The organism is Pseudoalteromonas sp. SWXJ133 (genome assembly GCF_015864365.1).
Classification (GTDB): domain Bacteria; phylum Pseudomonadota; class Gammaproteobacteria; order Enterobacterales; family Alteromonadaceae; genus Pseudoalteromonas; species Pseudoalteromonas arctica.
The window spans coordinates 38,638-59,769 of sequence record NZ_JADYXJ010000029.1 but is presented as its reverse complement, the minus strand read 5'-3'; the positions used below and the strand labels follow the sequence as shown (position 1 = coordinate 59,769).

Annotated in this window: 17 protein-coding genes and 2 pseudogenes; 10 read left to right on the top strand and 9 right to left on the bottom strand. The window is 39.9% G+C overall.

Annotation, left to right across the window (positions count from 1 at the left end; translation table 11 throughout):
* Window positions 1-179: 179 nt before the first annotated feature.
* The 6 genes and pseudogenes from I6F40_RS19930 to I6F40_RS17525 form a co-directional block, all read right to left on the bottom strand.
* Window positions 180-302 (bottom strand): annotated as a pseudogene (locus I6F40_RS19930) (transposase); the annotation flags it as partial.
* A 286-nt stretch (window positions 303-588) separates the two neighbouring features.
* On the bottom strand, window positions 589-1,536 hold the full coding sequence (locus I6F40_RS17545) for a hypothetical protein (protein ID WP_166377457.1): 948 nt from the start codon (window positions 1,534-1,536) through the stop codon (window positions 589-591).
* 6 nt (window positions 1,537-1,542) lie between these two features.
* Window positions 1,543-2,664, bottom strand: coding sequence for an AAA family ATPase (locus I6F40_RS17540; RefSeq protein ID WP_166377458.1), 1,122 nt, complete (start codon window positions 2,662-2,664; stop codon window positions 1,543-1,545).
* Window positions 2,664-3,842 carry a DUF262 domain-containing protein gene (locus tag I6F40_RS17535; RefSeq protein WP_166377459.1) on the bottom strand — a complete coding sequence of 393 codons (1,179 nt, stop codon included), beginning with the start codon at window positions 3,840-3,842 and terminating at the stop codon, window positions 2,664-2,666. The genes I6F40_RS17540 and I6F40_RS17535 overlap by 1 nt, the downstream gene beginning before the upstream one ends.
* Before the next feature lie 252 nt (window positions 3,843-4,094).
* Window positions 4,095-4,346: a Rho-binding antiterminator gene (locus tag I6F40_RS17530; RefSeq protein ID WP_166377460.1), complete on the bottom strand. Its 252-nt coding sequence runs from the start codon at window positions 4,344-4,346 to the stop codon at window positions 4,095-4,097.
* A 10-nt stretch (window positions 4,347-4,356) separates the two neighbouring features.
* Window positions 4,357-5,196 carry a DUF417 family protein gene (locus tag I6F40_RS17525; RefSeq protein WP_166377461.1) on the bottom strand — a complete coding sequence of 280 codons (840 nt, stop codon included), beginning with the start codon at window positions 5,194-5,196 and terminating at the stop codon, window positions 4,357-4,359.
* Window positions 5,197-5,482: 286 nt separating this feature from the next.
* Here I6F40_RS17525 and I6F40_RS17520 point away from each other — a divergent pair, with 286 nt between their 5' ends.
* Window positions 5,483-6,949 carry a DASS family sodium-coupled anion symporter gene (locus tag I6F40_RS17520; RefSeq protein ID WP_197193271.1) on the top strand — a complete coding sequence of 489 codons (1,467 nt, stop codon included), beginning with the start codon at window positions 5,483-5,485 and terminating at the stop codon, window positions 6,947-6,949.
* A gap of 492 nt (window positions 6,950-7,441) precedes the next feature.
* Window positions 7,442-7,660 (top strand): annotated as a pseudogene (locus I6F40_RS17515) (GNAT family N-acetyltransferase); the annotation flags it as partial.
* Between the two features lie 2 nt (window positions 7,661-7,662).
* On the opposite strand, the gene I6F40_RS17510 reads toward I6F40_RS17515, so the two are convergent.
* Together I6F40_RS17510 and I6F40_RS19765 are read right to left on the bottom strand one after the other, a co-directional pair.
* Window positions 7,663-8,298: a trimeric intracellular cation channel family protein gene (locus tag I6F40_RS17510; protein WP_004334621.1), complete on the bottom strand. Its 636-nt coding sequence runs from the start codon at window positions 8,296-8,298 to the stop codon at window positions 7,663-7,665.
* 439 nt (window positions 8,299-8,737) lie between these two features.
* Window positions 8,738-8,836, bottom strand: coding sequence for a hypothetical protein (locus I6F40_RS19765; RefSeq protein WP_231609386.1), 99 nt, complete (start codon window positions 8,834-8,836; stop codon window positions 8,738-8,740).
* 285 nt (window positions 8,837-9,121) lie between these two features.
* Between I6F40_RS19765 and xdhA the strand changes: the two genes are divergently transcribed.
* The 8 genes from xdhA to puuE are packed head-to-tail and all read left to right on the top strand — an operon-like array spanning window position 9,122 to window position 18,183.
* Entirely contained in the window at window positions 9,122-10,621 is a 1,500-nt protein-coding gene (gene xdhA / locus I6F40_RS17500; protein WP_166377465.1) for a xanthine dehydrogenase small subunit, read from the top strand.
* The gene (xdhB, locus tag I6F40_RS17495; RefSeq protein ID WP_197193270.1) at window positions 10,608-12,947 is read left to right on the top strand and encodes a xanthine dehydrogenase molybdopterin binding subunit; all 2,340 of its coding nucleotides are present in this window, start codon (window positions 10,608-10,610) and stop codon (window positions 12,945-12,947) included. The genes xdhA and xdhB overlap by 14 nt, the downstream gene beginning before the upstream one ends.
* The gene (gene xdhC, locus I6F40_RS17490; RefSeq protein ID WP_197193269.1) at window positions 12,940-13,830 is read left to right on the top strand and encodes a xanthine dehydrogenase accessory protein XdhC; all 891 of its coding nucleotides are present in this window, start codon (window positions 12,940-12,942) and stop codon (window positions 13,828-13,830) included. Before xdhB ends, xdhC begins: the two co-directional genes overlap by 8 nt.
* Window positions 13,827-14,327 (top strand): 2-oxo-4-hydroxy-4-carboxy-5-ureidoimidazoline decarboxylase, encoded by a 501-nt coding sequence (gene uraD / locus I6F40_RS17485; RefSeq protein WP_165723394.1) that lies wholly within the window; start codon window positions 13,827-13,829, stop codon window positions 14,325-14,327. The genes xdhC and uraD overlap by 4 nt, the downstream gene beginning before the upstream one ends.
* On the top strand, window positions 14,324-14,662 hold the full coding sequence (gene uraH, locus I6F40_RS17480) for a hydroxyisourate hydrolase (RefSeq protein ID WP_197193268.1): 339 nt from the start codon (window positions 14,324-14,326) through the stop codon (window positions 14,660-14,662). Before uraD ends, uraH begins: the two co-directional genes overlap by 4 nt.
* A gap of 2 nt (window positions 14,663-14,664) precedes the next feature.
* Complete coding sequence (gene guaD, locus I6F40_RS17475) at window positions 14,665-16,029, top strand: guanine deaminase (protein ID WP_197193267.1); 1,365 nt, start codon at window positions 14,665-14,667, stop codon at window positions 16,027-16,029.
* 5 nt (window positions 16,030-16,034) lie between these two features.
* On the top strand, window positions 16,035-17,246 hold the full coding sequence (locus I6F40_RS17470) for a urate hydroxylase PuuD (RefSeq protein WP_197193266.1): 1,212 nt from the start codon (window positions 16,035-16,037) through the stop codon (window positions 17,244-17,246).
* 1 nt (window position 17,247) lies between these two features.
* Window positions 17,248-18,183 carry an allantoinase PuuE gene (gene puuE, locus I6F40_RS17465; RefSeq protein ID WP_166377471.1) on the top strand — a complete coding sequence of 312 codons (936 nt, stop codon included), beginning with the start codon at window positions 17,248-17,250 and terminating at the stop codon, window positions 18,181-18,183.
* 68 nt (window positions 18,184-18,251) lie between these two features.
* Here puuE and I6F40_RS17460 read toward each other — a convergent pair whose 3' ends face one another.
* Window positions 18,252-20,753 carry a S8 family serine peptidase gene (locus I6F40_RS17460; protein ID WP_197193265.1) on the bottom strand — a complete coding sequence of 834 codons (2,502 nt, stop codon included), beginning with the start codon at window positions 20,751-20,753 and terminating at the stop codon, window positions 18,252-18,254.
* Window positions 20,754-21,132 lie beyond the last annotated feature (379 nt).

Below are 21,132 nucleotides of genomic sequence, written 5' to 3'. Positions count from 1 at the left end.
ATCAACGGATATTACAACAACGTTAGGCCGCATCATTATAATGCCGGTTTAGCGCCAAATGAATCTGAGGTTAGATATCAAGATTCTAAAACTGTGGCCAAATTTTATTGACCACTACATTTGGAAGGTATTACGGGTGCTTGAGTGGCTTTTATTTAGGATAAAAGGGCTTTCCTTTCTTAATGCATCGTGTTTTGCAGCTTTTCTATATTATGAACAAGGCAATACAGTTGCCATTGCGTATTCACTTTCATTTGACCTCGTAAGATCAATTTATTCATCCCTTTATTCACCGTAATATTCCGCTTTTTATTTAAAGGAAAGCAGGCTCAATGAAGCCGAGTTATTTACCATTTTTTAATAAAAATTGTTGTCGTCTATCGGGCTACCAATTACTACTTTCATCTTGTCAATATAGCTCAGACCTTTGCGTGACGCACTTTCATGGATGTAACCTAAATTACTTATATCATTGATAATTAACGTAAAGTTTTGAATGGGTGTCATCCTAACTTCATCCTAACTTCCTGGTGTCTGAGTGACTTATTCGAAGGGTAATTGAGTTTTTAGTACATATAAAAATACGATTCAATATTTAACTGTTGATAAATGAAGACCGAAATAACCAATTGATACTGTTTTTGAATGATAGTCCGCCAATATATGCATTCTCTTTCCATTTTGAAAGTTTTTAACGTGTAATTCAAAAAGTGATTCACCTAAGAAAGGATGTTTAAACCACCTCTTTCGGGCATGTTTTGCACATTTCATTGTTTCTACACTTTCAAATGACATATTCAATTCTGAATTTTCAATTAAATCTTCAAGGCAATTAGATTGCTTTATAGCAAGATCGAGTTGATCCAGAGCATATATAATATTTTTAAAATCAATTGTGGTGATTGAAATAGCTGTTAAATTTTTTAATGCTGACGTACAAAAAATAATATTTGGGTACTCTTTATTATCCTTGATGTCTAATGTTTTGAGATAATCCTTATTCGATTTTTTAGTTTCTATGATTTTATGTAAAAAAATATCGATTTGCTCAAGAGAGAATATGTTATCAACGGTTGTACTCTCAATTTTTATTTCGCCATCATCGTCCCAATGTTTTAAAACATCAATTGAATTTGATTTCCAATGTATACTTGATGCAAAACTAACACAGTAAGAATTTAAGATAGAAGCAACTCCCAGTGCAGTCACTTCAATATCTTGATCACTTTTAAGCGAAAATATAATATCTTCAATTGGGTTATTATTAACAATAAGAGGACACGGTACATTAGCAACAACACTTTTAATTAGTCTACTGCTTTCAATATCACCTATTTGATTTAGCCACTTACCAAATTCAAATCCTTCTGCATAAATATAAGAGTTCCATCCACCCAGTTTTTCATCTACTTTATTGAAATTTACATTTTTCTCATTAATATAGAATATGATTTCAAAAAAAGTATCGATGTTATTTAAGCAATCTTCATTACTTAAAAATGGTAATGAGGCATCATTAAAAATAAGACTATTCACGTTTTATTAATTACCAATAATTAAAGAGTTTAGGCTTTTATCCCATTCGTCAAAGAAACCTGGTGGCCAATGACTAATCCTACCTGATGGCTCTACTCTAATTTCTTCGACTCTAGCACTATGCTCAGAACTATTCTCATCACGGTAAAGATAATAAATACACACATTATCTGATTCAATACAATTATTTTTGACCGATGTCCTGATACCATTTAAAAAGTGGTCGCTATGAGTTTCAACCAGCACCTGCACTCCATTTTGAGACGCTAAAGCAATTAACTTTGCAATTGTCGACTGCCCTGATGGGTGTAAATGAGATTCAGGATTCTCTATTAATAACATATCACCAGGCTTTGAGCTTAAAATAGCTGTCACTACAGGTAAAACATAAGTTAAACCAAATCCAGTGTTTTGGGGTGAAAATTGAGAGGTTAATTCGGTGTCTGTTTCAAATTGATAGTGTAAGCTAGCTTGATTAATCTCAGGTATTAATTTTGCGATAACTTTAGTACCGGGTGTAATCTCAGACATCCATGCATTCAAACTGCCAATTAAATTATCGGAAATAGAGTTCTGATGCATTAAAGCGTTAATTGAGACTTTCTCATCGCCATGTTCAGCTAAGAAATGCGCAGTATATTCACCGGTTTTTCCAAGCGAACGTTTCTTATTAACAGCATACTCAGAAACAGAATAAATGCTTTTAGGACTAATTCTTTCTGCAGATAAATACTGAAATGATGAAGTAAATAACGCCTGTTCGAAAACATTAGGACTTAACAAGCTATTTTTTTCATCCAATGGCTGCATATCAGAATTTTCAAAATATAAAAATCTGGATTTAAGAGTTGAATTATTAGACCAGTATAATTCAATATCTACAAACTCATCCTCACCATCACTAAAAAGCAAATCCTTTCCATTACCAATACTTGCGTAATCACCGGCTAAGGACAAACCTGTACTGGGGAAAATATGTTTTTCAAACGACTGGCGAAGTAGCAATAATGATTGAAGAGCCGAAGATTTCCCCATACCATTTAAACCTGTAAACAAGGTAAGATTTTCTAAATCAAAAGTAGCTTCTTTTATTGATTTGAAGTTACATAAGCTTAGACGTTCTAACATTAAAAAATCCTCTTTGAATACTTTTCGATAATGTTTCTCATACCTTCAAATCGAGATTGAACATTATCAGTATTAGCTGTTGAAATTGTAATTGCTGTTAAGAATTGAGGCTCAAGTAACAAGCTTTTAAACTCTTGCTTAAATTGCATACTATTTGATTTGAGAATAGCTCTCTCTTCAAAATTAAGAGTCGCTAAATTCACGGATACTGTTTCAAATAATGGTTTATTAACGACTCGATTTTGATATGATTCTGCGAATGTTCTTCTGAACGCATCTCGACCAAATAAGTCATATGCATCTTCCATTGAATCTAAAAAGCTAGACTTTAACCTTATTATTTCAGTTTCACTCAGCTCACCTAACTTGATCATGGCTGAATCTAAAAATTTGGGGAGTGAAGATTTATACGTGGAGATATCAAACATTCTAAAAGCCATGTGCCTCAGCACCAGCTCTTGATGAGACATCCTCTTACTTTTGTTACCTATGACGTTTTTAAATGAATTTTCTTGAACAATTTCAGTTAAAAATTTAGAAGCAATACCCTTCTTAACTGATTGGCTCATAGCATGTCTAATTTCTTGATGATTTAACTTTAACCCGCCTGTGTTAATTCGATTAAATAGCGAATATTTCATCACTAATGGAGTCCCTGGTTTTATTAGATAAACCGATGTTTGAAATTCATCAATTCTTCTTTTTAAAGATCGTGGTAAATCGTCATAATAAAAACCTTCATACTCATTGAGGAATTCTAAATTAGTTAAGGCTAATTTTTTAGTTTTTACAAAGTTAACTATCGCAGATAACCTCTGTAAACCATCAACAACTTGCCAACGGTCTTCATTTAAGGCATCAAAATAAAAAGCAGGGATCGGTAGTCGAATTAAAATAGACTCAATTAAACGGCTTTGAGCTTGCTTACTCCACAAATCAGGTGATCGTTGAAAGTCAGGCATCAAATCTATTTCGTCGTATTTAAGCCTCTCAATGATTGCGCCTAAATTAGGATTAGATATAGATACATCAACTTTCTTTGGGTCAAATGGCTCTGTCTGATCAAATACCTCTTCAGATTCACCTAAGTCTTCATCCTCGAGATCTATGGAATTCTGTTCATCCAAATCTATTGAGTTATTAAAAGAATCAAGAGATGTAACTTTTTCATCAGCCATAACTGTATCTAATCCACTTTAAATTTAAGGTATTATATTCATTGATAGTTTTTAATAATATCATAACTTGAGGCAAGTTAATTAAACAAATATATGCCTGACTGTGGCTTTAGAAAGACACGTTGAAGCAAGTTTTGGCCTAAAACGTACTGTCTATGTGAGTAAGCCTCAACTTCCGCATAGAAAAGTGTTGCGAGCCGATTGATACAGGCTCGCTGAGATGTTTATGATAAAAACGAATGAATGAGGTATTTACTTTACATCAAAGTTCACGTGGTCAAAATATGGATTTTTCTCACGCGCTTTAAGTACACTGATCGTAGTGAGAACAATGAGTTGCAGTTCGTTATTTACGTTAACAACTATGCATTCGTCTCTATTAGCATTGCGTTTTGTGTCAGTTGCTACGCCACATACACCATCGCCATTTTTTAATATAAGCTCAATGCTTAAACGATGCATACAGGCAATTTCGATGTAGTCGTATTGGTGGCAACTGATCATAAAGTTCTCTTTATTTAGTCGGTTTAAAAATCATTAAAAAAGCGATAACAACAAGGTTGCCTACATACCATAAATCTTTAATTACAAACTGCCCTAAGCGTTCTAATAAAGTGCTTGAGCTAAATGCACCGGTTGCGGTAATTAAGAACGTTTGGGTCATCATAAACACGCTTAAACACGCTAAGCCACTTACAATAATTAGCTTTTTATTATTTAAAAATAGCCCTAAGCCTAATAACACAGCAAATAATACATCAAACCCGCCAATCACGTTAGATGCGCCTTGTACGCTAAATACCGTGTATAACCACGACATAAACGGTGAAGTTTCTACTAAACTTACAATGCCTTTTGCTTCAAACTCATAAAACTTCATGCCGCCAATCCACAGTAAAACCATAGCAACCGGTATAAAGTTTAAAAGTACATGTTGTTTGTCGGTAAGTTTGTCTTTATAAAATAAAAACAAATATAAAGGCACTACAGCAAAGTATTTAATTATGCCCTGCCCGCTACCAATGATTGGAAAGCCGCCAAGTTGCGCCATCCAACGGTTGCTGGCAAATAATGTTAGTAACGGGACGATGCTAATTACAATAGCTAACACGAGTGCCGCTGTAGGCTTTATTAATTTAAAATGCGCAGCTAAGGTTGTTGCCACTAGTGCAAGCATAGTTGAGCCCGCCAATAAGCCTAATGTATTTACACCTATTAACGCATCAAGCTCATAAAAGCTAAATGTAGCCGTTAACGTATTAGGATTTGCACCTAACGCAAACGATAAGCCAAGCAGTAGAAAGCTCAATGAGAGTAAAAAAGAAAGTGCGTTGTTTGTGTGTTTTAAGTTCATTGTATTTCCAAGTATTCGTTAAGACTTACAAAGACCTTACAAGCCGATAAAAAAATTCAAGCTAATTATTAAAAAATTAAGAGCTGATTAAGCACAATGTAAGCTCTCATAGGGTAATTTAATCATTCACTTTAGTTTATGGTTTATTACCTCTTTATTAATAAAATTAAATAAGTCTAATATTCATATGATGTGCGTCACCTTTTTTATTATTAAATGAAGTAAAATAACGTTGCCTTTTCAATACACAGAATGCATGCATTTCTAAAACCTAGGGACATTTTTAATGAAGGGTACTGATATTCGGGTTACCTCTGGACTGATTTCTATAGCCATTGTTTTATTACTTTGGTTTGCTGTACCGCCTCCGCAGGGTGTTACCGAAAACGCATGGCATTTGTTGGCTTTATTTGTTGGTACTGTAGTTGCCATTATTGGTAAAGCAATGCCGATTGGCGCCATTGCTATTTTGGCTATTACCTCTGTTGCGTTAACGGGCGTAACTAATGACAGTCCTTCTGGCGCTATTAAAGATGCATTAAGTGGCTTTTCTAATTCATTAATTTGGTTGATTGGTATTGCTATTATTATATCTCGGGGTTTAGCTAAAACTGGTTTGGGAAATCGCATTGGCTATAATTTTATTTCTCTTTTTGGTAAAAAAACAATTGGTATTGGTTACGCACTCGCACTTTCTGAACTTGTTATAGCGCCTGTAACGCCAAGTAATACCGCGCGAGGCGGCGCTATTATTCACCCAATTATGAAGTCGATAGCAACAAGCTTTGGCTCGTCCCCTGAGGAAGGCACATCTCGTAAAATTGGGCACTACCTTGCTTTAGTGAGCTACCATATAAACCCTATTACATCAGCTATGTTTATTACGGCAACTGCGCCAAACCCGCTAATTGTAAAGCTGATTGCTGATGCTACCGGTGCAAATATTAGTATTACTTGGGGTACGTGGGCGCTCGCAGCGCTTGTTCCTGGTTTGCTATGTATTGCCCTTGTGCCTTTGGTTGTTTATGCCATTTACCCACCTGAAGTTAAAAGTACGCCCGACGCTAAAACCTACGCAGAATCTAAATTAACTGAAATGGGCCCAATGAGTTATGGCGAAAAAATAATGGTGGGTGTTTTTGCTATGCTGCTTGTTTTATGGGCCGGCGTACCTGCAATGATTTTAGGGGCTGACTACGCGGTTAATACCACAGCAGTGGCTTTTTTAGGTTTGTCGGTTTTATTAGTGACTGGTGTATTAAGCTGGGACGATGTACTTAAAGAAAAGTCTGCGTGGGATACCGTTGTTTGGTTTTCAGCATTAGTAATGATGGCCACTTTTTTAAATAAACTAGGTTTGGTAACGTGGTTTTCAACACTTGTTGAGAGCAACATTGCGCAACCGGGCTTTGACTGGATTGTATCGGCCATTATATTGGTAGCTGTGTATTTTTATGCTCATTACTTTTTTGCTAGTACCACAGCACATATTACTGCTATGTTTGCCGCATTTTACGCCGCAGGTTTGGCGCTTGGCGCACCGCCTTTATTTTTAGGTTTACTGTTAGCTGGCGCTTCATCACTCATGATGTCGTTAACGCATTACGCGACAGGCACATCTCCCATAGTGTTTGGCTCAGGCTATGTATCATTAAAAGACTGGTGGGTAATGGGCCTTATAATGAGCGTTATTAATTTAAGTGTATGGGGAATTATTGGCGGGCTTTGGTGGAAAGCACTTGGGTATTGGTAGTATTGCCTTTGTTAGTTTGGCTTGCACATTTATTGCTGCGTACTTGAGTTTAGTACAAACTCAAGTACTTCAGCTCTAAAAATATAAACATTAGCGCTGTTATAAGGGAGTATCATTGTTTTTAAATTCATAAAGGCATATATTCAGACCGAGACTACTTATTAAGCCTCAGAAAACTGACTATGGTTGAACACTTAGAAAATGCCGGGTTATTTTTAATACCAATTCGCTTAATTAAGTAATCTATTTTGAGGCTGGAAAAACGTGTTGATAGCTAGGCAAAAAATTCGCTATTTAGTTGTTCTAAATGAGCATTTTTTAACGCAGGTAGCGACACGTTTAGCCCCGCAAAATGATTAAGTATTATTGCGGATTGGTATAACTGCGTAACAGCATGTTTTAAGGCTTGATAATCAATATGACTGCTCTCATCTTATAGTTATAAATGAGGTACCAATTGGTACTTTAAAATACTAAACGCACGCTCAATACGTTGAAATAATGCAATTACAAATACATCCACTGCATCAAAATAAAGGGTATGGGAAAGCGGTTATTGAACAAGTTATTACAAGTGCGCAGTCAAAACCGATTAAACTCACAGTACTTAAAAACAACCCAGCATTAGAACTTTATAAGCGGCTGGGTTTTACTATAGCGGGTGAGGATAATTACGAGTACCACATGCAAACGCGGGCTACTCGTAGCTAAAATTAGTCGCTTTGATCTCTGAAGTCTTTTTTTCTGAAAATAGTTAAATGCCAACCCCAATGCAAAGAGCCTAATCTTAAAAAAATAGTCGTGAAAAATGAGCCTAAAATACACCAAATGTAATCTACATTAAGGCTAAATAAAGCAGCATAAACTGCACCACCCGCTAAACACGCAGAGGCGTATGGTTCGCTGCGCATAACAGTTGGTACCTCACGGCAAATTACGTCACGTATTAAACCACCAAATATACCTGTAGTGATACCCATGGTAATTGCGACCACCATGCCAGAGCCATTAATGAGTGCTTTTTCTATCCCCATAATATTAAATAACGCCATACCAACAGCGTCTACCAATAAAAAGTAGTAATTATTAACGCGCGGTAAGTATCGAATAAATGCAATTGTTGCTATAACGGCCCCGTAGGTCGAATACAAATACTCCGGGGTAGCAATCCAAAATACCGGTTTGTTTAAAAGTATATCTCTAAGGGTACCGCCCCCTAGTGCTGTAACGGTTGCAACCACTACTACGCCAAAGCCACTAATGTTTTTTTCATACCCAAGCAATGCCCCTGCAACAGCAAAAAATGCGACACCGAGTAATCCTAGTACCATAAAGTATTCAGCAGTCATGGTAATTCCTTTTTAAAATTTATAAGGAGTTGTTTCAACTTACGTGCCAAAAAACATCCCTTAAAAGTTGAATTAACTTTGAAAAATACATTTAAAAACAACGCTGTAATTCACACTGAATGCAGTTTGAGGTTAGGTTTTATGAAAGGTAATATTTGAGAAGGTAATTATTTTAAAAGTAGGTATTTTTTACACGTTGTTTATAAGTAGGCCCATAAATTAAGCTAGCGCTATTTATACACTCAAAGTAAGCGAGATAGCCTACAAAAATTGACTCAAAGATTAATAGGCTAATACCTATCCAACTTGCAGAATCACATAAAAAATAACGCTGACATCTACCCTAATTTTATTGTTGACGTAGGTCGGATAAATGGCGAAGCCATGCCATCCGACAATTAATTTATAAACAAAAAGTAACAGTTTATTGTGTTGGTAATTAGAGTGAGTGTTCTCCTAATTTTTCGTTGCTTATTGGTATTATACGGCCATTAAAAAACATGTCCCCTTGGTCAGGTTTAACCACACCATAAAGCATTTTCATTAATGTGCTTTTACCAGCCCTATTTTCCCCTTTAGATTTAAATAGTAAAAGCATTCACTTTACCGTGCTTTATTTTTTAAGGCTACGCCGTTATTACCTATGCCTCGATAATTTAGCCGCCCAAAACCATTAACTGACCAAGCGGTCAACAATGGCATAGTAACTGCAATAAACTTACTAATATTAAAAAGTATTTTTGTTACCCGTGCGCAAACAACAAGAAAAAACATACGCCAAGCCTTTATGTATCAAGGCTTTATAAAAATTAAGGGGGTCTGTGTGATTCAATTTTTATTAAATAACACGCCAATTGAAGTACAAGAATGTTCGCCAAGTCTCACCATTTTGGACTGGCTACGCACCAAAAAAGGGAAAGTGGGCACCAAAGAAGGGTGTGCAACTGGCGACTGTGGCGCGTGCACAATTTTAGTGGGTGAAGAACGTATAAATGCAAACGGGCAAACTAGTTGGCAATACAAAACAATGAACAGCTGTTTATTGTTATTAGGTAATGCGCATGCAAAACATATAGTAACGGTAGAGGCTGTGACTACTGGCTTATACCCAAACTTAACCGATTTACACCCCGTACAACGTGCACTGGTGGAGTGTCATGGTTCGCAATGTGGTTTTTGTACGCCGGGTATAATAATGAGCTTGTTGGCTCTTTATATTAATGAACCAACGTACCCTGGTAAAAAAGCGGTTATTCATTCACTTGGTGGTAACTTATGCCGTTGTACAGGTTATAGCCCAATATTACTTGCAGCCGAAAAAGCCTATAGCTATGAACGTAAAGCTGAACCGTACTCAGCAATGGCCGCCCAATTTAAAGCATCACTTAATACGCAATATGATAACGATATTCCATTTTTAAAAAATGGTCCTCGCAAATTTTACTTACCACAAACTGCCCAACAACTTGTTGAGCTAAAAGCGCTTTATCCTTATGCACATTTAGTTGCTGGTGGCACCGACTTTGCCATTGAGCTTAGCCAAAACATGCTCTTACCGGATGTAATTATCTCCCTTAGCCAAGTAAAGGATCTTTGCACCTTGGCAGATAATAACGGTGAGTTACACATAGGTGCAGCGCTACCTTATAGCCAATTTGTTGAGGCATTTTATAACCATTACCCAGAGTCAAAAGAGCTATTTGAACGCTTAGGATCAAGCCAAGTACGTAACAGCGGCACACTAGGTGGCAGCATAGGGAATGCCTCTCCGATTGGCGATCCAGCTCCCCTTTTAATCGCTCTTAATGCATCAATGGATTTATTAAGCAGCGCTGGTTCGCGCACTATTAAAGTTGCCGACTACTTTATTGATTACAAAAAAACAGTTCTTAAAAGCGATGAAGTAATTAGTAAGTTCACCATCCCAAAGCGCCCAGAGTCGCTAAAACTGGCCTGTCATAAAATATCAAAACGCTTTGAAGACGATATATCTACCGTGTGTTTGGTGCTTGCTATAGAGCATTCACAAAACATGATTACTCAAGCCCGCTGCGCTATGGGCGGTATGGCAGCTATTCCTAAGCGCGCGCAGCATATTGAGCAAAAGCTGGTATCTCAATCATTACAAGTAAGTAGTTTTATAGACGCAGCAACGGCTATTAACGATGACTTTACGCCCATGAGCGATGTAAGAAGCAGTGCGCATTATCGCATTACGGTAAGCAAAAACTTATTACAACGCATTGGTATTGAGTTTTGTGAGCCGCAAGCACGCAACAATAACAACATTGCCATTACGAGGATCTCACATGCGTCACTTTGAAATGGATAAACTAAAAGCCCAAGGTGGTAGCGTTGGGCAATCTAAATATCACGAAAGCGCTATTAAACAAGTTTGTGGCAGTGCAAATTTTGCCGACGATAACCCTGAGCCTTACGGCTGCCTGCATGCCTACCCAGTGCTCGCCCCTGTTACAAGCGGCTTTATTAAATCAATTGATACAAGTCTCGCACTGGCAGTTGAAGGCGTTAAACGTATTTTATCGGCCGAAGATGTTCCGGGTAAATTAGATATTGGCCCGGTATTTCCAGGTGATGTACTGCTGACCAGTCATGAAATTCAATACCACGGACAACCTGTGCTGGTAGTAGTTGCCGACACCTATGAAATAGCGCGCCGCGCTGCACGTTTGGTGGTTATAGAGTGCGAGCAAACTACGCCCATACTTGATATTAAAGAAGCCATTAGCAAAGAGCACTGGGTGAGGCCGCCCCATTCACTTAACCGTGGTAACAGCGAACAAGCCATTAATAACGCAGCCCACCAGCTTAAAGGCGAAATAAACATAGGCGGGCAAGAACACTTTTATTTAGAAGGCCAAATAGCGCTGGCGCAACCTGATAACGACGGGGGCATTCATGTTCAGTGCTCTACGCAACACCCAACAGAGGTTCAACACTTAGTTGCTAAAATTTTAAAAAAGCCATTTAGCTTTGTAAACGTAGAAACCCGCCGTATGGGCGGTGCTTTTGGTGGCAAAGAAACCCAAGGCTCACCATGGGCATGCCTTGCAGCCCTTGCGGTTTACCACCTTGGCTGCGCAGTAAAAATGCGCCTAGCCCGCAGCGACGATTTTAAATTAACCGGTAAACGCCACCCTTTTTATAATCAATACCATGTTGGTTTTGACGAAAATGGTTTAATAGAAGGTGCCGACATTACCGTAAACGGATTTTGTGGCTACTCGCCTGATTTATCGGATGCAATTGTAGATCGCGCCATGTTTCATGCCGACAACGCCTACTACTACCCAGCCGCCACAATTAGAGGTAATCGCTGCAAAGTAAATACCGTAAGCCATACCGCATTTAGAGGATTTGGTGGCCCGCAAGGAATGATTATGGGCGAGCTAATAATGGACGATATAGCAGCCAAATTAGGTAAAGATCCGCTTGAAATCCGAAAACTTAATTTATACAAGAAAGGCCGCGACACCACGCCGTACCATCAAACCGTGGAGCAACATATTTTAATAGATATGATAAGCCAGCTTGAGAAATCGGGTGACTACTGGGAACGTAAAGAGGCTATTAAAGCCTTTAATGCCACATCGCCTATTATAAAAAAAGGCCTTGCAATGACGCCAGTTAAGTACGGTATTTCGTTTACTGTACAACACTTAAACCAAGCTGGCGCGCTGGTGCATGTTTATAGCGATGGCTCTATACATTTAAACCATGGTGGCACCGAAATGGGCCAAGGGCTCAACACCAAAATTGCGCAAATTGTGGCCCATGGCTTTGGGGTCGATTTTAACACGGTAAGTATTAGTGCTACGCGTACCGACAAGGTACCAAACACTTCACCAACAGCGGCCTCAAGCGGTACCGACTTAAACGGTATGGCGGCGCTAAATGCAGTAAACACAATAAAAGAGCGCTTAATAAACTTTATTACCGAGCACTTTGAAGTAGACAGCCAAAGTATTACATTTAAAGATAACCTCATTACTTTTAGTAAAGGGGAAATTAGCTTTAGCGAACTTGCAAATCTTGCTTACATGAATCGTATATCGCTTTCATCAACGGGTTATTACGCCACACCAAAAATTCATTACGACAGAGCTAAAGGCGAAGGCCGCCCATTTTTTTACTACGCTCACGGCGTAGCACTGAGTGAAGTAGAAGTAGATACGCTTACGGGCGAAAACACGGTAACCCGCGTTGATATACTGCACGATGTAGGCAGTTCAATTAATCCAGCACTTGATATAGGGCAAATTGAAGGCGCCTTTGTGCAAGGTATGGGCTGGCTAACAACCGAAGACTTACAATGGAATAATAAAGGCCAGCTTGCAAGCTTTGGCCCAGCCAACTACAAAATACCAGCTATTGGCGATACCCCTGCCGAATTTAACGTCAATCTTTATAACTCAGCAAATCCAGAAACCACCGTGTTTAGATCAAAAGCCGTAGGCGAGCCGCCATTTATGCTGGCCTTTAGTGTATGGAGCGCCATTCGTAATGCAATAAGCAGTGTGGCTGATTACAAATACACCGCCCCACTGGATACACCCGCAACCCCAGAGCGAGTATTGAGTGCAATTGAGCAAACCGCTAGCTGGTTTAAGGAGAATCAACATGACTAATTTAAATGAGTCGTTTCAGGGTTTTCATACTCAAAACTGGGCGCAGGCTATAAACGAGCACGAAAAAAGCGGCACTAATTATGTTATTGCCACGGTGCTTGGCACAAATGGCTCAACCCCACGCGGCACAGGCTCAAAAATGGTAATAAGCGGCGAGCATATTTACGACACCCTTGGCGGTGGCCACCTTGAATACGTAGTAATAGAAAAAGCCCGCGAACTACTTGCCAAAGGCGAAGCCGCCCAAGTAATTGAGCAATTTAACCTAGGTGCAAATTTAGGCCAGTGCTGCGGCGGGGCTGCCACCGTTATGCTTGAGTGCATGCAATGCGAGCGCTTTACCCTCGACATTTATGGCGCAGGCCACGTAGCACAGGCGCTTATTGGTATATTGGCACAACTACCTATACGCATACGCTGGATAGATAGCCGCGCCGATGTATTCCCGCAATCAATCCCTAATAATGTAGTAAAAGTGGTTGATGAAGAGCCAACAGAACAAGTAAAACGTGCGCCTAAAGCTAACAATTACTTAATACTGACCCATAACCACCAGCTCGACTTTGCACTCACCCAAGCAATTATTAAACGCGCTGATGCCAATTGGCTGGGCGTTATTGGCTCTGACACTAAAGCAAAACGTTTTAAACAACGCCTAGCACATCGCGATTTTACAGCCGATCAAATACAACAAATGACCTGCCCTGTTGGGCTTAAAAATATTGCGGGCAAATTACCAATGGAAGTGGCTATTTCGATTAGTGGACAGCTAATTGGCCTTTATCAGGCTATGCAAACCCAAGCGCCAAAACGCCAAGGCTTGCAATGGCGCACACTAAAAAATGCCTTAATTAGCACCACGCAGGAGGAAGTAGACGCATGAGTAGCTTACAAATAAATACGCTAAATGATGCACAAGCAAAACAAGCACTTGAGCATTGCTGCGCGGCCCCTAACTGGGTGGCGGGCATGGTAAAAGCAATGCCATTTAAAAGTGCTCAACAGCTGTTTGAATGCGCACAAAGCATATGGGATAGCCTTGGCGAAAGCGACTATTTAGCTGCCTTTGAAGGCCACCCGCAAATAGGTGATTTATCAACCCTTAGCAAAAAATACGCTGCTACCGCACAAAAAGCGGGGCATGAGCAATCAGGTATGAGCAAAGCAAACGAAGCCGTACTTACCAAAATGATTGCCCTTAATAAAGAGTACCTGAACAAGTTTGGCTTTATATTTATTGTGTGCGCCACCGGTAAAACAGCCGAGCAAATGCTTGAACTCATAGAGCAGCGCATACACAACACCCGCAGCACAGAGCTTAATATAGCCGCGGGCGAACAAGCTAAAATAACAAAAATAAGATTGGAGTCACTGCTATGAATAAAAGCCCTATCACCACCCATATACTCGATACGAGCACCGGAAAACCAGCAGCAAACGTTGCTGTTAAGCTATTTAAACTTACAAATAACGAATGGGTGCAACTAACCCAAGGCACAACCGATAGCGATGGGCGTATTACCGACTGGCTAAATACAGAAGTAGAATTTGCAACCTATAAGCTAGTATTTGATTTAGATAGTTATTATCAAAATCAACCTACCCCAGCGTTTTACCCAGAGGCGCAAATTACCTTTAGATTACAAGATAAAAAGCATCATCATATTCCGTTATTACTTAGCCCATTTGGCTACTCAACGTACAGAGGCAGCTAATAATGAGCACGCAAAACAATAATAACTTAACAGTAGTTTGTGCCAACATACTCGATTTTGTAGACGACCCTGCCATAGCAGGCGACAACGCCCATCGCTATTTTGAAAAAGGCGCGTTAGTTATTCAACAAGGCAAAGTAGTTAAGCTTGGTTACGAGCAAGACATACTGCCAAGCTTAGATAAATCAGCCACTATTATTCGCCACGATGGCAAATTGGTTATGCCCGGCATGATAGACACCCACATACACTTACCACAAACCGAAATGGTGGGGGCGTACGGCGAGCAACTGCTAAGTTGGTTAACCGAGTATGCGTTTCCGACAGAGAAAAAATTTACGTGTAAGCATTATTCAAAAGAGATCTCTAATCGCTTTTTAGACGAGCTACTGCGTAATGGCACAACCACTGCCCTTGTATTTGGCACTGTGCACCCGCAATCGGTTGATGCGTTTTTTAAAGAATCACAAAAACGCAATTTACGTATGATTGCCGGTAAAGTAATGATGGATCGTAACTGCCCTGACGACTTATCTGATTGCGCGCAAACAAGCTATGACGAATCCAAAGCCCTAATAAAAAAATGGCACAATGTTGACAGGCTAAGCTACGCAGTTACACCGCGTTTTGCCCCCACATCAACCCCTGAGCAACTTCAAAAATGTACTCAGTTGCTTGAAGAATACCCAGACACCTACCTGCATACACACTTATCTGAAAACAAAGACGAGTGCGAATGGGTAAAAGGGTTATTTCCAGAAGCCGAAGACTACTTAGGCGTGTACGAGCAAGCAAAGATGGTACGCAAACGCTCGGTTTTTGCCCATAGTATTCATTTATCTGAGCGCGAGCTTTGCTGCCTTGCAGATAACAATGCGGCTATATCGCACTGCCCTACCTCAAACCTGTTTTTAGGCTCAGGACTTTTAAATTTAAAAGCCTGTGAAGAGCACGGCATAAACGTAGGCATGGGTACCGATGTAGGCGCAGGAACAAGCTTTTCTATGCTACAAACAGGTAACGAAGCTTACAAAATCCAACAGTTACAAGGTCAAAAATTTTCAGCATTTAAAGGCCTGTATTTAGCAACACTCGGCGGTGCTAGAGCACTTGATTTAGAAGGGACAATTGGTAATTTTGAAGCCGGCTGTGAAGCCGATTTTATTGTAATGGATTGTTCGGCAACTTCGTTTTTAAAATTTAGAATACAACATGCCAAAACCCTGCATGAAAAACTATTTGCAATGATGATGTTAGGCGACGACCGCTGCATTGAGCAAACCTACATTATGGGTAAAAGCGTGTATAAGCGCGATGATAGCAATCAATTTTCAGACACCCGCTCACCGGTATTAGAAGAGGCTTAACTGTTATGGAAAACTATTTATTTGAGCTTGCTCATTTAGTACTGCGTTATTTTCATGTTATTGCTGGTATAGCCTGGATTGGCGCTTCATTTTATTTTGCATGGCTTGATAACAACCTACAAACACCACCGCAATGGAAAATAGATAAAGGCATAAAAGGCGATTTATGGGCCGTGCATGGTGGTGGCTTTTACGAAGTGGCTAAGTATCAAAATGGCCCTGAACAAATGCCTCATACCCTGCATTGGTTTAAGTGGGAAGCGTACACAACCTGGATCACCGGTATATTACTATTTAGCTTACTTTATTATGTTGGCGCCGATGTGTACTTAATTGATAACAGCAAAAGTGAGCTAAGTAAATTTGTAGCTATTGGCGCATCACTTGGCTTTATTGGCTTAGGTTATGGTGTTTATCGTTTATTGTGTAAAACCCCGCTCGTTGAAAACGGCAAAATGTTTATTGCTGTGGTTATTGGTTTATTAGCTCTGTGGACTTTTGGGGTTGATCAATTATTTAGCGACCGCGCTGTGTATATTCATGTAGGTGCACTTATTGGCACGTGTATGGTGGGTAATGTGTATCACATTATTATGCCAGGGCAACGCTATATGGTAAGTGAAGTAGAAGCCGGCCGTATACCCGAATCGCTCCCAGGACTAAAAGCCAAGCAATGCTCGATACATAATAACTACGCCACGTTACCTGTGGTATTTATTATGCTTAGCAATCACTTTCCTTACACGTATAGCCACAACTTTGGCTGGCTTATTTTAATTGCGCTGTTTGGTATTGGTATGTGGATACGCCATTACTTTAACTTAAAACATCAAGGCGTTAATAAACCTTCAGTACTTATAAGTGGTATTGCAGCATTTTTTGCCCTTATGCTAGCAATAGCACCTTGGCCCAGCAGTACAACAAATGCAGGCGAAAACGCGCCTTTACAAGCAAGTATTACCGACGCACAAGCGTGGGATATAATCAGCAAACACTGTACGCAGTGCCACAGCGAAACACCTACCTCTGAGCTTTTTCAAACAGCGCCACTTGGCTTTAAACTCGACTCAATTGAACAGGTGAAAAAGTCGCAAGTACTTGTGCATACTCGCGCCGTAATAACTAAAGACATGCCACTGGCTAATATGACAAAAATGACAGACGCAGAGCGCGAAGCGTTAGGACTTTGGTTAACCTTGTTAAATAAGGATAAATAATATGGCTGATCATATTAAAACTGATTACCCACGAGACTTAATTGGTTATGGCCCACATGCGCCTCATGCAAATTGGCCCAATAAAGCACGTATTGCCGTGCAAGTGGTATTAAATTACGAAGAAGGCGGCGAAAACTGCGTGCTGCATGGTGATGCAGCCGCTGAAACGTTTTTATCAGAAATAGTCAGTGCCCCGCATGTTGAAGACCGCCATATAAGCATGGAGTCTATTTACGAATATGGCTCACGCGCGGGCGTGTGGAGGCTACTGCGTTTATTTAAAAAATACGATATACCGGTCACCATTTTTGCAGTGGCGATGGCCCTTGAGCGCCACCCCGATATAGCTAAAGCCTTTGTTGAAGCGGGCCACGAAATTGCAAGCCATGGCCTGCGCTGGATTAATTATCAAAATATAGATAAACAAACCGAGCGCGAGCATATGCAACAAGCCATTGATGTAATTAAAAAGCTCACAGGTAAAAAGCCCAAAGGCTGGTATACCGGCCGAACTAGCCCAAATACCGCAGCCCTTGTAGTTGAGAATGGCACATTTTTATATGACGCCGACGATTACAGCGACGACCTACCTTTTTACAGTATTAAAGAAGGTAAGCCACAGTTAATAGTGCCCTACACACTTGATGTAAACGACATGCGCTTTGCTGCAGTGCAGGGTTTTAATGCAGGGGATCAGTTTTATAATTATTTAAAAGATGCCTTTGATACGCTATACGAGGAAGGCGATCCAGAAGGTGAAAACACCCCAAAAATGATGTCGATAGGTTTGCATTGCCGCTTAATTGGTCGCCCAGGAAGAATAAAAGCACTAGCACGGTTTTTAGAATATGCCCGATCGCATGAGCAGGTTTGGTTTGCCACGCGCGAGCAAATCGCCGAGCACTGGCTTAAAACTCACCCGTATAAAAAAGCATAGTTTATATTTTTTAAAACATAAAAAAGCCCAGCAAAGCTGGGCTTAAATTACTTTAGGAGTAGTGAAATTTATTCAAAAGAAACGGTGATGATATTCGAACACACATTTTCTGTTACACATAATTGGTAATCGTACGATGGTAATGTAGCTCCACGTACGTAATCACGGTAGCGTCCGTTATCTGCAGTGGTATCAACTAACTCACCATTACGGTAAACGCTTAATGACTCTGCACCCACTTCTTCCCAGCTAAGTTCTACACGCATCGTACCTAGGCGTGTTTTGTTAGCGCGTTTTAAGTTCAGTTCAAGGGTCACGTCACTTACAACAACGGCTTGGGTAAATGTATCTGTATTACCTTCACTGTCAGTAACAGTTAGTTCTACATCGTAACTACCCGATTGCGCATATGCATGCACAGGGCTTGAATCTGTTGATGTAGCGCCATCGCCAAAGCTCCAGCTCCATTGTGTAATGTCGTTATTGGCATCATTGCTTGTATCTACAAACGAGGCTGTTAAACCTTGCGTATCAACAGTAAAGCCTGCACGTGGCGGTTGTGCACTTACTTCGCCTATAGCGCTAAGCGTAAGTGACCAGCCATTAATTGTACCTGTATCAGCGGCTGCAGTATCTTCTACATGAAGAGTCCAGTCACCATTTGCTACTTCGCCATTGAATGCACTAGACGTGAAGCTCTTAACAATATCATCGTTACTACCACCAACATTGCTTTGCAATGTTACCTCTGTACCTTGTGCAGATATTAGTTTTACAACTAAGTCACCAGAGTAAGTATGAGTAATATCAACATCGGCGGTTGTGCCAAATACGGTTAAATCATCAGAAACATTAATTACTGAGCTAATCCCCTGTGGAGAATTATCTGGAATTGCTACGCTACCAGTACTGCTGTAGGTAAAGTCATTTAACCCTAATGGTTGTATCATTAATTCAACCGATTGCTGTTTAACAATATCACCCGCAGTGGCCGTTACGGTAAACTCGTAATCTCCCCACTGAGTATCAGTATCGGTTTCAACATTTAGTATCACGTCATCACCAGGGCGCGCTGTAAGCGATGATAAATAAGCACCACCTAATGTTGTTGATAATTCAAGCGTTACTTCCTCATCCCACTCGGCAATTGAGCCAATTGTAAATGTATAGCTTGTAGCCTCTCCAGCTATAATTTGTTGGGTAAGCGGGCTAGCTGATATTTTAAAACCAGGAGTTGGATCCGCATCAATAAGTGCTTGGTTAACATTAAGTCGCGTACCGGCTACCGTTTTCCCCTGCAGTGCAGCATTAGCATCGCCCGAGCTCATTAATAAATCTTTAAGTTCTTGAGTAGATAACTCTGGATTAATAGATAAAACTAGCGCAGCTGCGCCAGCAACATGCGGTGTTGCCATTGACGTACCAGAATACGATGCATAACTTTCACCCGGTGTAGTAGATAAAATAGCAGTACCTGGTGCGCCCATATCAACACTGGTTAAGCCCCAATGAGAGAACCACGAAATATCATCAGTTTGGTTAGTACTTGCAACCGATAGAACACTCGCATTTTCGTAATTTGATGGATAATGTGGGTTTACATCGTTATCAATAGTATCGTTACCTGCTGCAGCTACAAACAGTAGTTCGGCAGCTTCACTTGATTCGATTGCATCAGCCAGCGCTTGGCTATAGGCACCGCCACCCCAACTATTATTTAATACGCGGATGTTAACACCAGAGTTTTTTAGGCCAACCATGTAATCAATACACTTGATTGCATCTGATGTTGATCCATTACCTGCTGCATCTAAAAACTTACAACCAACAAGTGATACTTCATGATTTACACCCACTACACCCACAGAGTTATTACCACTCGCACCTATAGTTCCAGACACGTGCGTTCCGTGACCTTCATCATCCATAGGGTCGCCACTATTGGTAATCGCATTGATACCATGAATATCATCGATAAAGCCATTACCGTCATTATCAATACCATCGCCTGCGATTTCAGAGGTATTTACCCACATATTGCTCGCTAAATCGCTATGGCTATAATCAATACCTGTATCGATTACACCAACAACTACATCACGACTACCAGTAGAAATAGTCCACGCTTCTACAGCATCAATATCAGCGTCTGCCGTACCACCGGTCTGACCTTCATTATTTAGGCCCCAAAGCTCATCAAAACGAGGGTCGTTAGGTGCGCTCGCAATACTTACTCGGTAATCTGGCTCAACATATTCAATAGCTTGATGAGACTTTAAACGCTCAATAGCTTCTTTAGTGCTCATGCCAGACACTTTAAATTTAGCAAGGCGACCTGAGAATAATGATGTGAAGTTATCATCAACTTCATCATTATTTAAATCTGTAATTTTTGCTTTAACCAAGCTTCGTGCTTGTTTACGCATTTGAGGTGTTGCATTTTTTTTATATTTAACAATAACAGAGTCACTGCTTGCAGCTGCTTGTGGAAGAGCTCCTGCATCAGGTAATTTAGCCGAAGCCAAACAAGGTAGTAAAGCAAGCGTAATAATAGATAATTTTGTTTTCATTGTTCTATCCATAGTTGGGTTAGCTTAGATGGTCTAAGCGCGCTCTTTTACTATTTCGAGTACAAGGGATCACGTGGCATATGATTAGGAAACAACCAAACGAATCATTAAACAAGCTAAAAAGTTAAAACGATGTAAAAACCAGCAGTTTTGACCAGTTAATGTGCAAAAAAAACACTAAACACAGACGTTTTAATGAAATTAATACTCAACTATTTACCTAATACTTGATCATTAATTTTTACTGCTTTTTATGGTGAATTTATAAAAAACACAAAGAAACGCTATAACACCATGAAAAATAGAAACTAAAAAATTGGTAAAAAATAATGATTTAAGAAATGCTATTAGAGGAATACAGTAAATAGGCAGTTAATAA

Bases quoted from the DNA above. Each gene is read 5' to 3' on its own strand.
- I6F40_RS17540 (WP_166377458.1), bottom strand. From the start codon at position 2,664: ATGTTAGAACGTCTAAGCTTATGTAACTTCAAATCAATAAAAGAAGCT.
- I6F40_RS17535 (WP_166377459.1), bottom strand. From the start codon at position 3,842: ATGGCTGATGAAAAAGTTACATCTCTTGATTCTTTTAATAACTCAATA.
- I6F40_RS17530 (WP_166377460.1), bottom strand. From the start codon at position 4,346: ATGATCAGTTGCCACCAATACGACTACATCGAAATTGCCTGTATGCAT.
- I6F40_RS17525 (WP_166377461.1), bottom strand. From the start codon at position 5,196: ATGAACTTAAAACACACAAACAACGCACTTTCTTTTTTACTCTCATTG.
- I6F40_RS17520 (WP_197193271.1), top strand. From the start codon at position 5,483: ATGAAGGGTACTGATATTCGGGTTACCTCTGGACTGATTTCTATAGCC.
- I6F40_RS17510 (WP_004334621.1), bottom strand. From the start codon at position 8,298: ATGACTGCTGAATACTTTATGGTACTAGGATTACTCGGTGTCGCATTT.
- I6F40_RS19765 (WP_231609386.1), bottom strand. From the start codon at position 8,836: ATGCTTTATGGTGTGGTTAAACCTGACCAAGGGGACATGTTTTTTAAT.
- xdhB (WP_197193270.1), top strand. From the start codon at position 10,608: ATGCGTCACTTTGAAATGGATAAACTAAAAGCCCAAGGTGGTAGCGTT.
- xdhC (WP_197193269.1), top strand. From the start codon at position 12,940: ATGACTAATTTAAATGAGTCGTTTCAGGGTTTTCATACTCAAAACTGG.
- uraD (WP_165723394.1), top strand. From the start codon at position 13,827: ATGAGTAGCTTACAAATAAATACGCTAAATGATGCACAAGCAAAACAA.
- uraH (WP_197193268.1), top strand. From the start codon at position 14,324: ATGAATAAAAGCCCTATCACCACCCATATACTCGATACGAGCACCGGA.
- guaD (WP_197193267.1), top strand. From the start codon at position 14,665: ATGAGCACGCAAAACAATAATAACTTAACAGTAGTTTGTGCCAACATA.
- I6F40_RS17470 (WP_197193266.1), top strand. From the start codon at position 16,035: ATGGAAAACTATTTATTTGAGCTTGCTCATTTAGTACTGCGTTATTTT.
- puuE (WP_166377471.1), top strand. From the start codon at position 17,248: ATGGCTGATCATATTAAAACTGATTACCCACGAGACTTAATTGGTTAT.
- I6F40_RS17460 (WP_197193265.1), bottom strand. From the start codon at position 20,753: ATGAAAACAAAATTATCTATTATTACGCTTGCTTTACTACCTTGTTTG.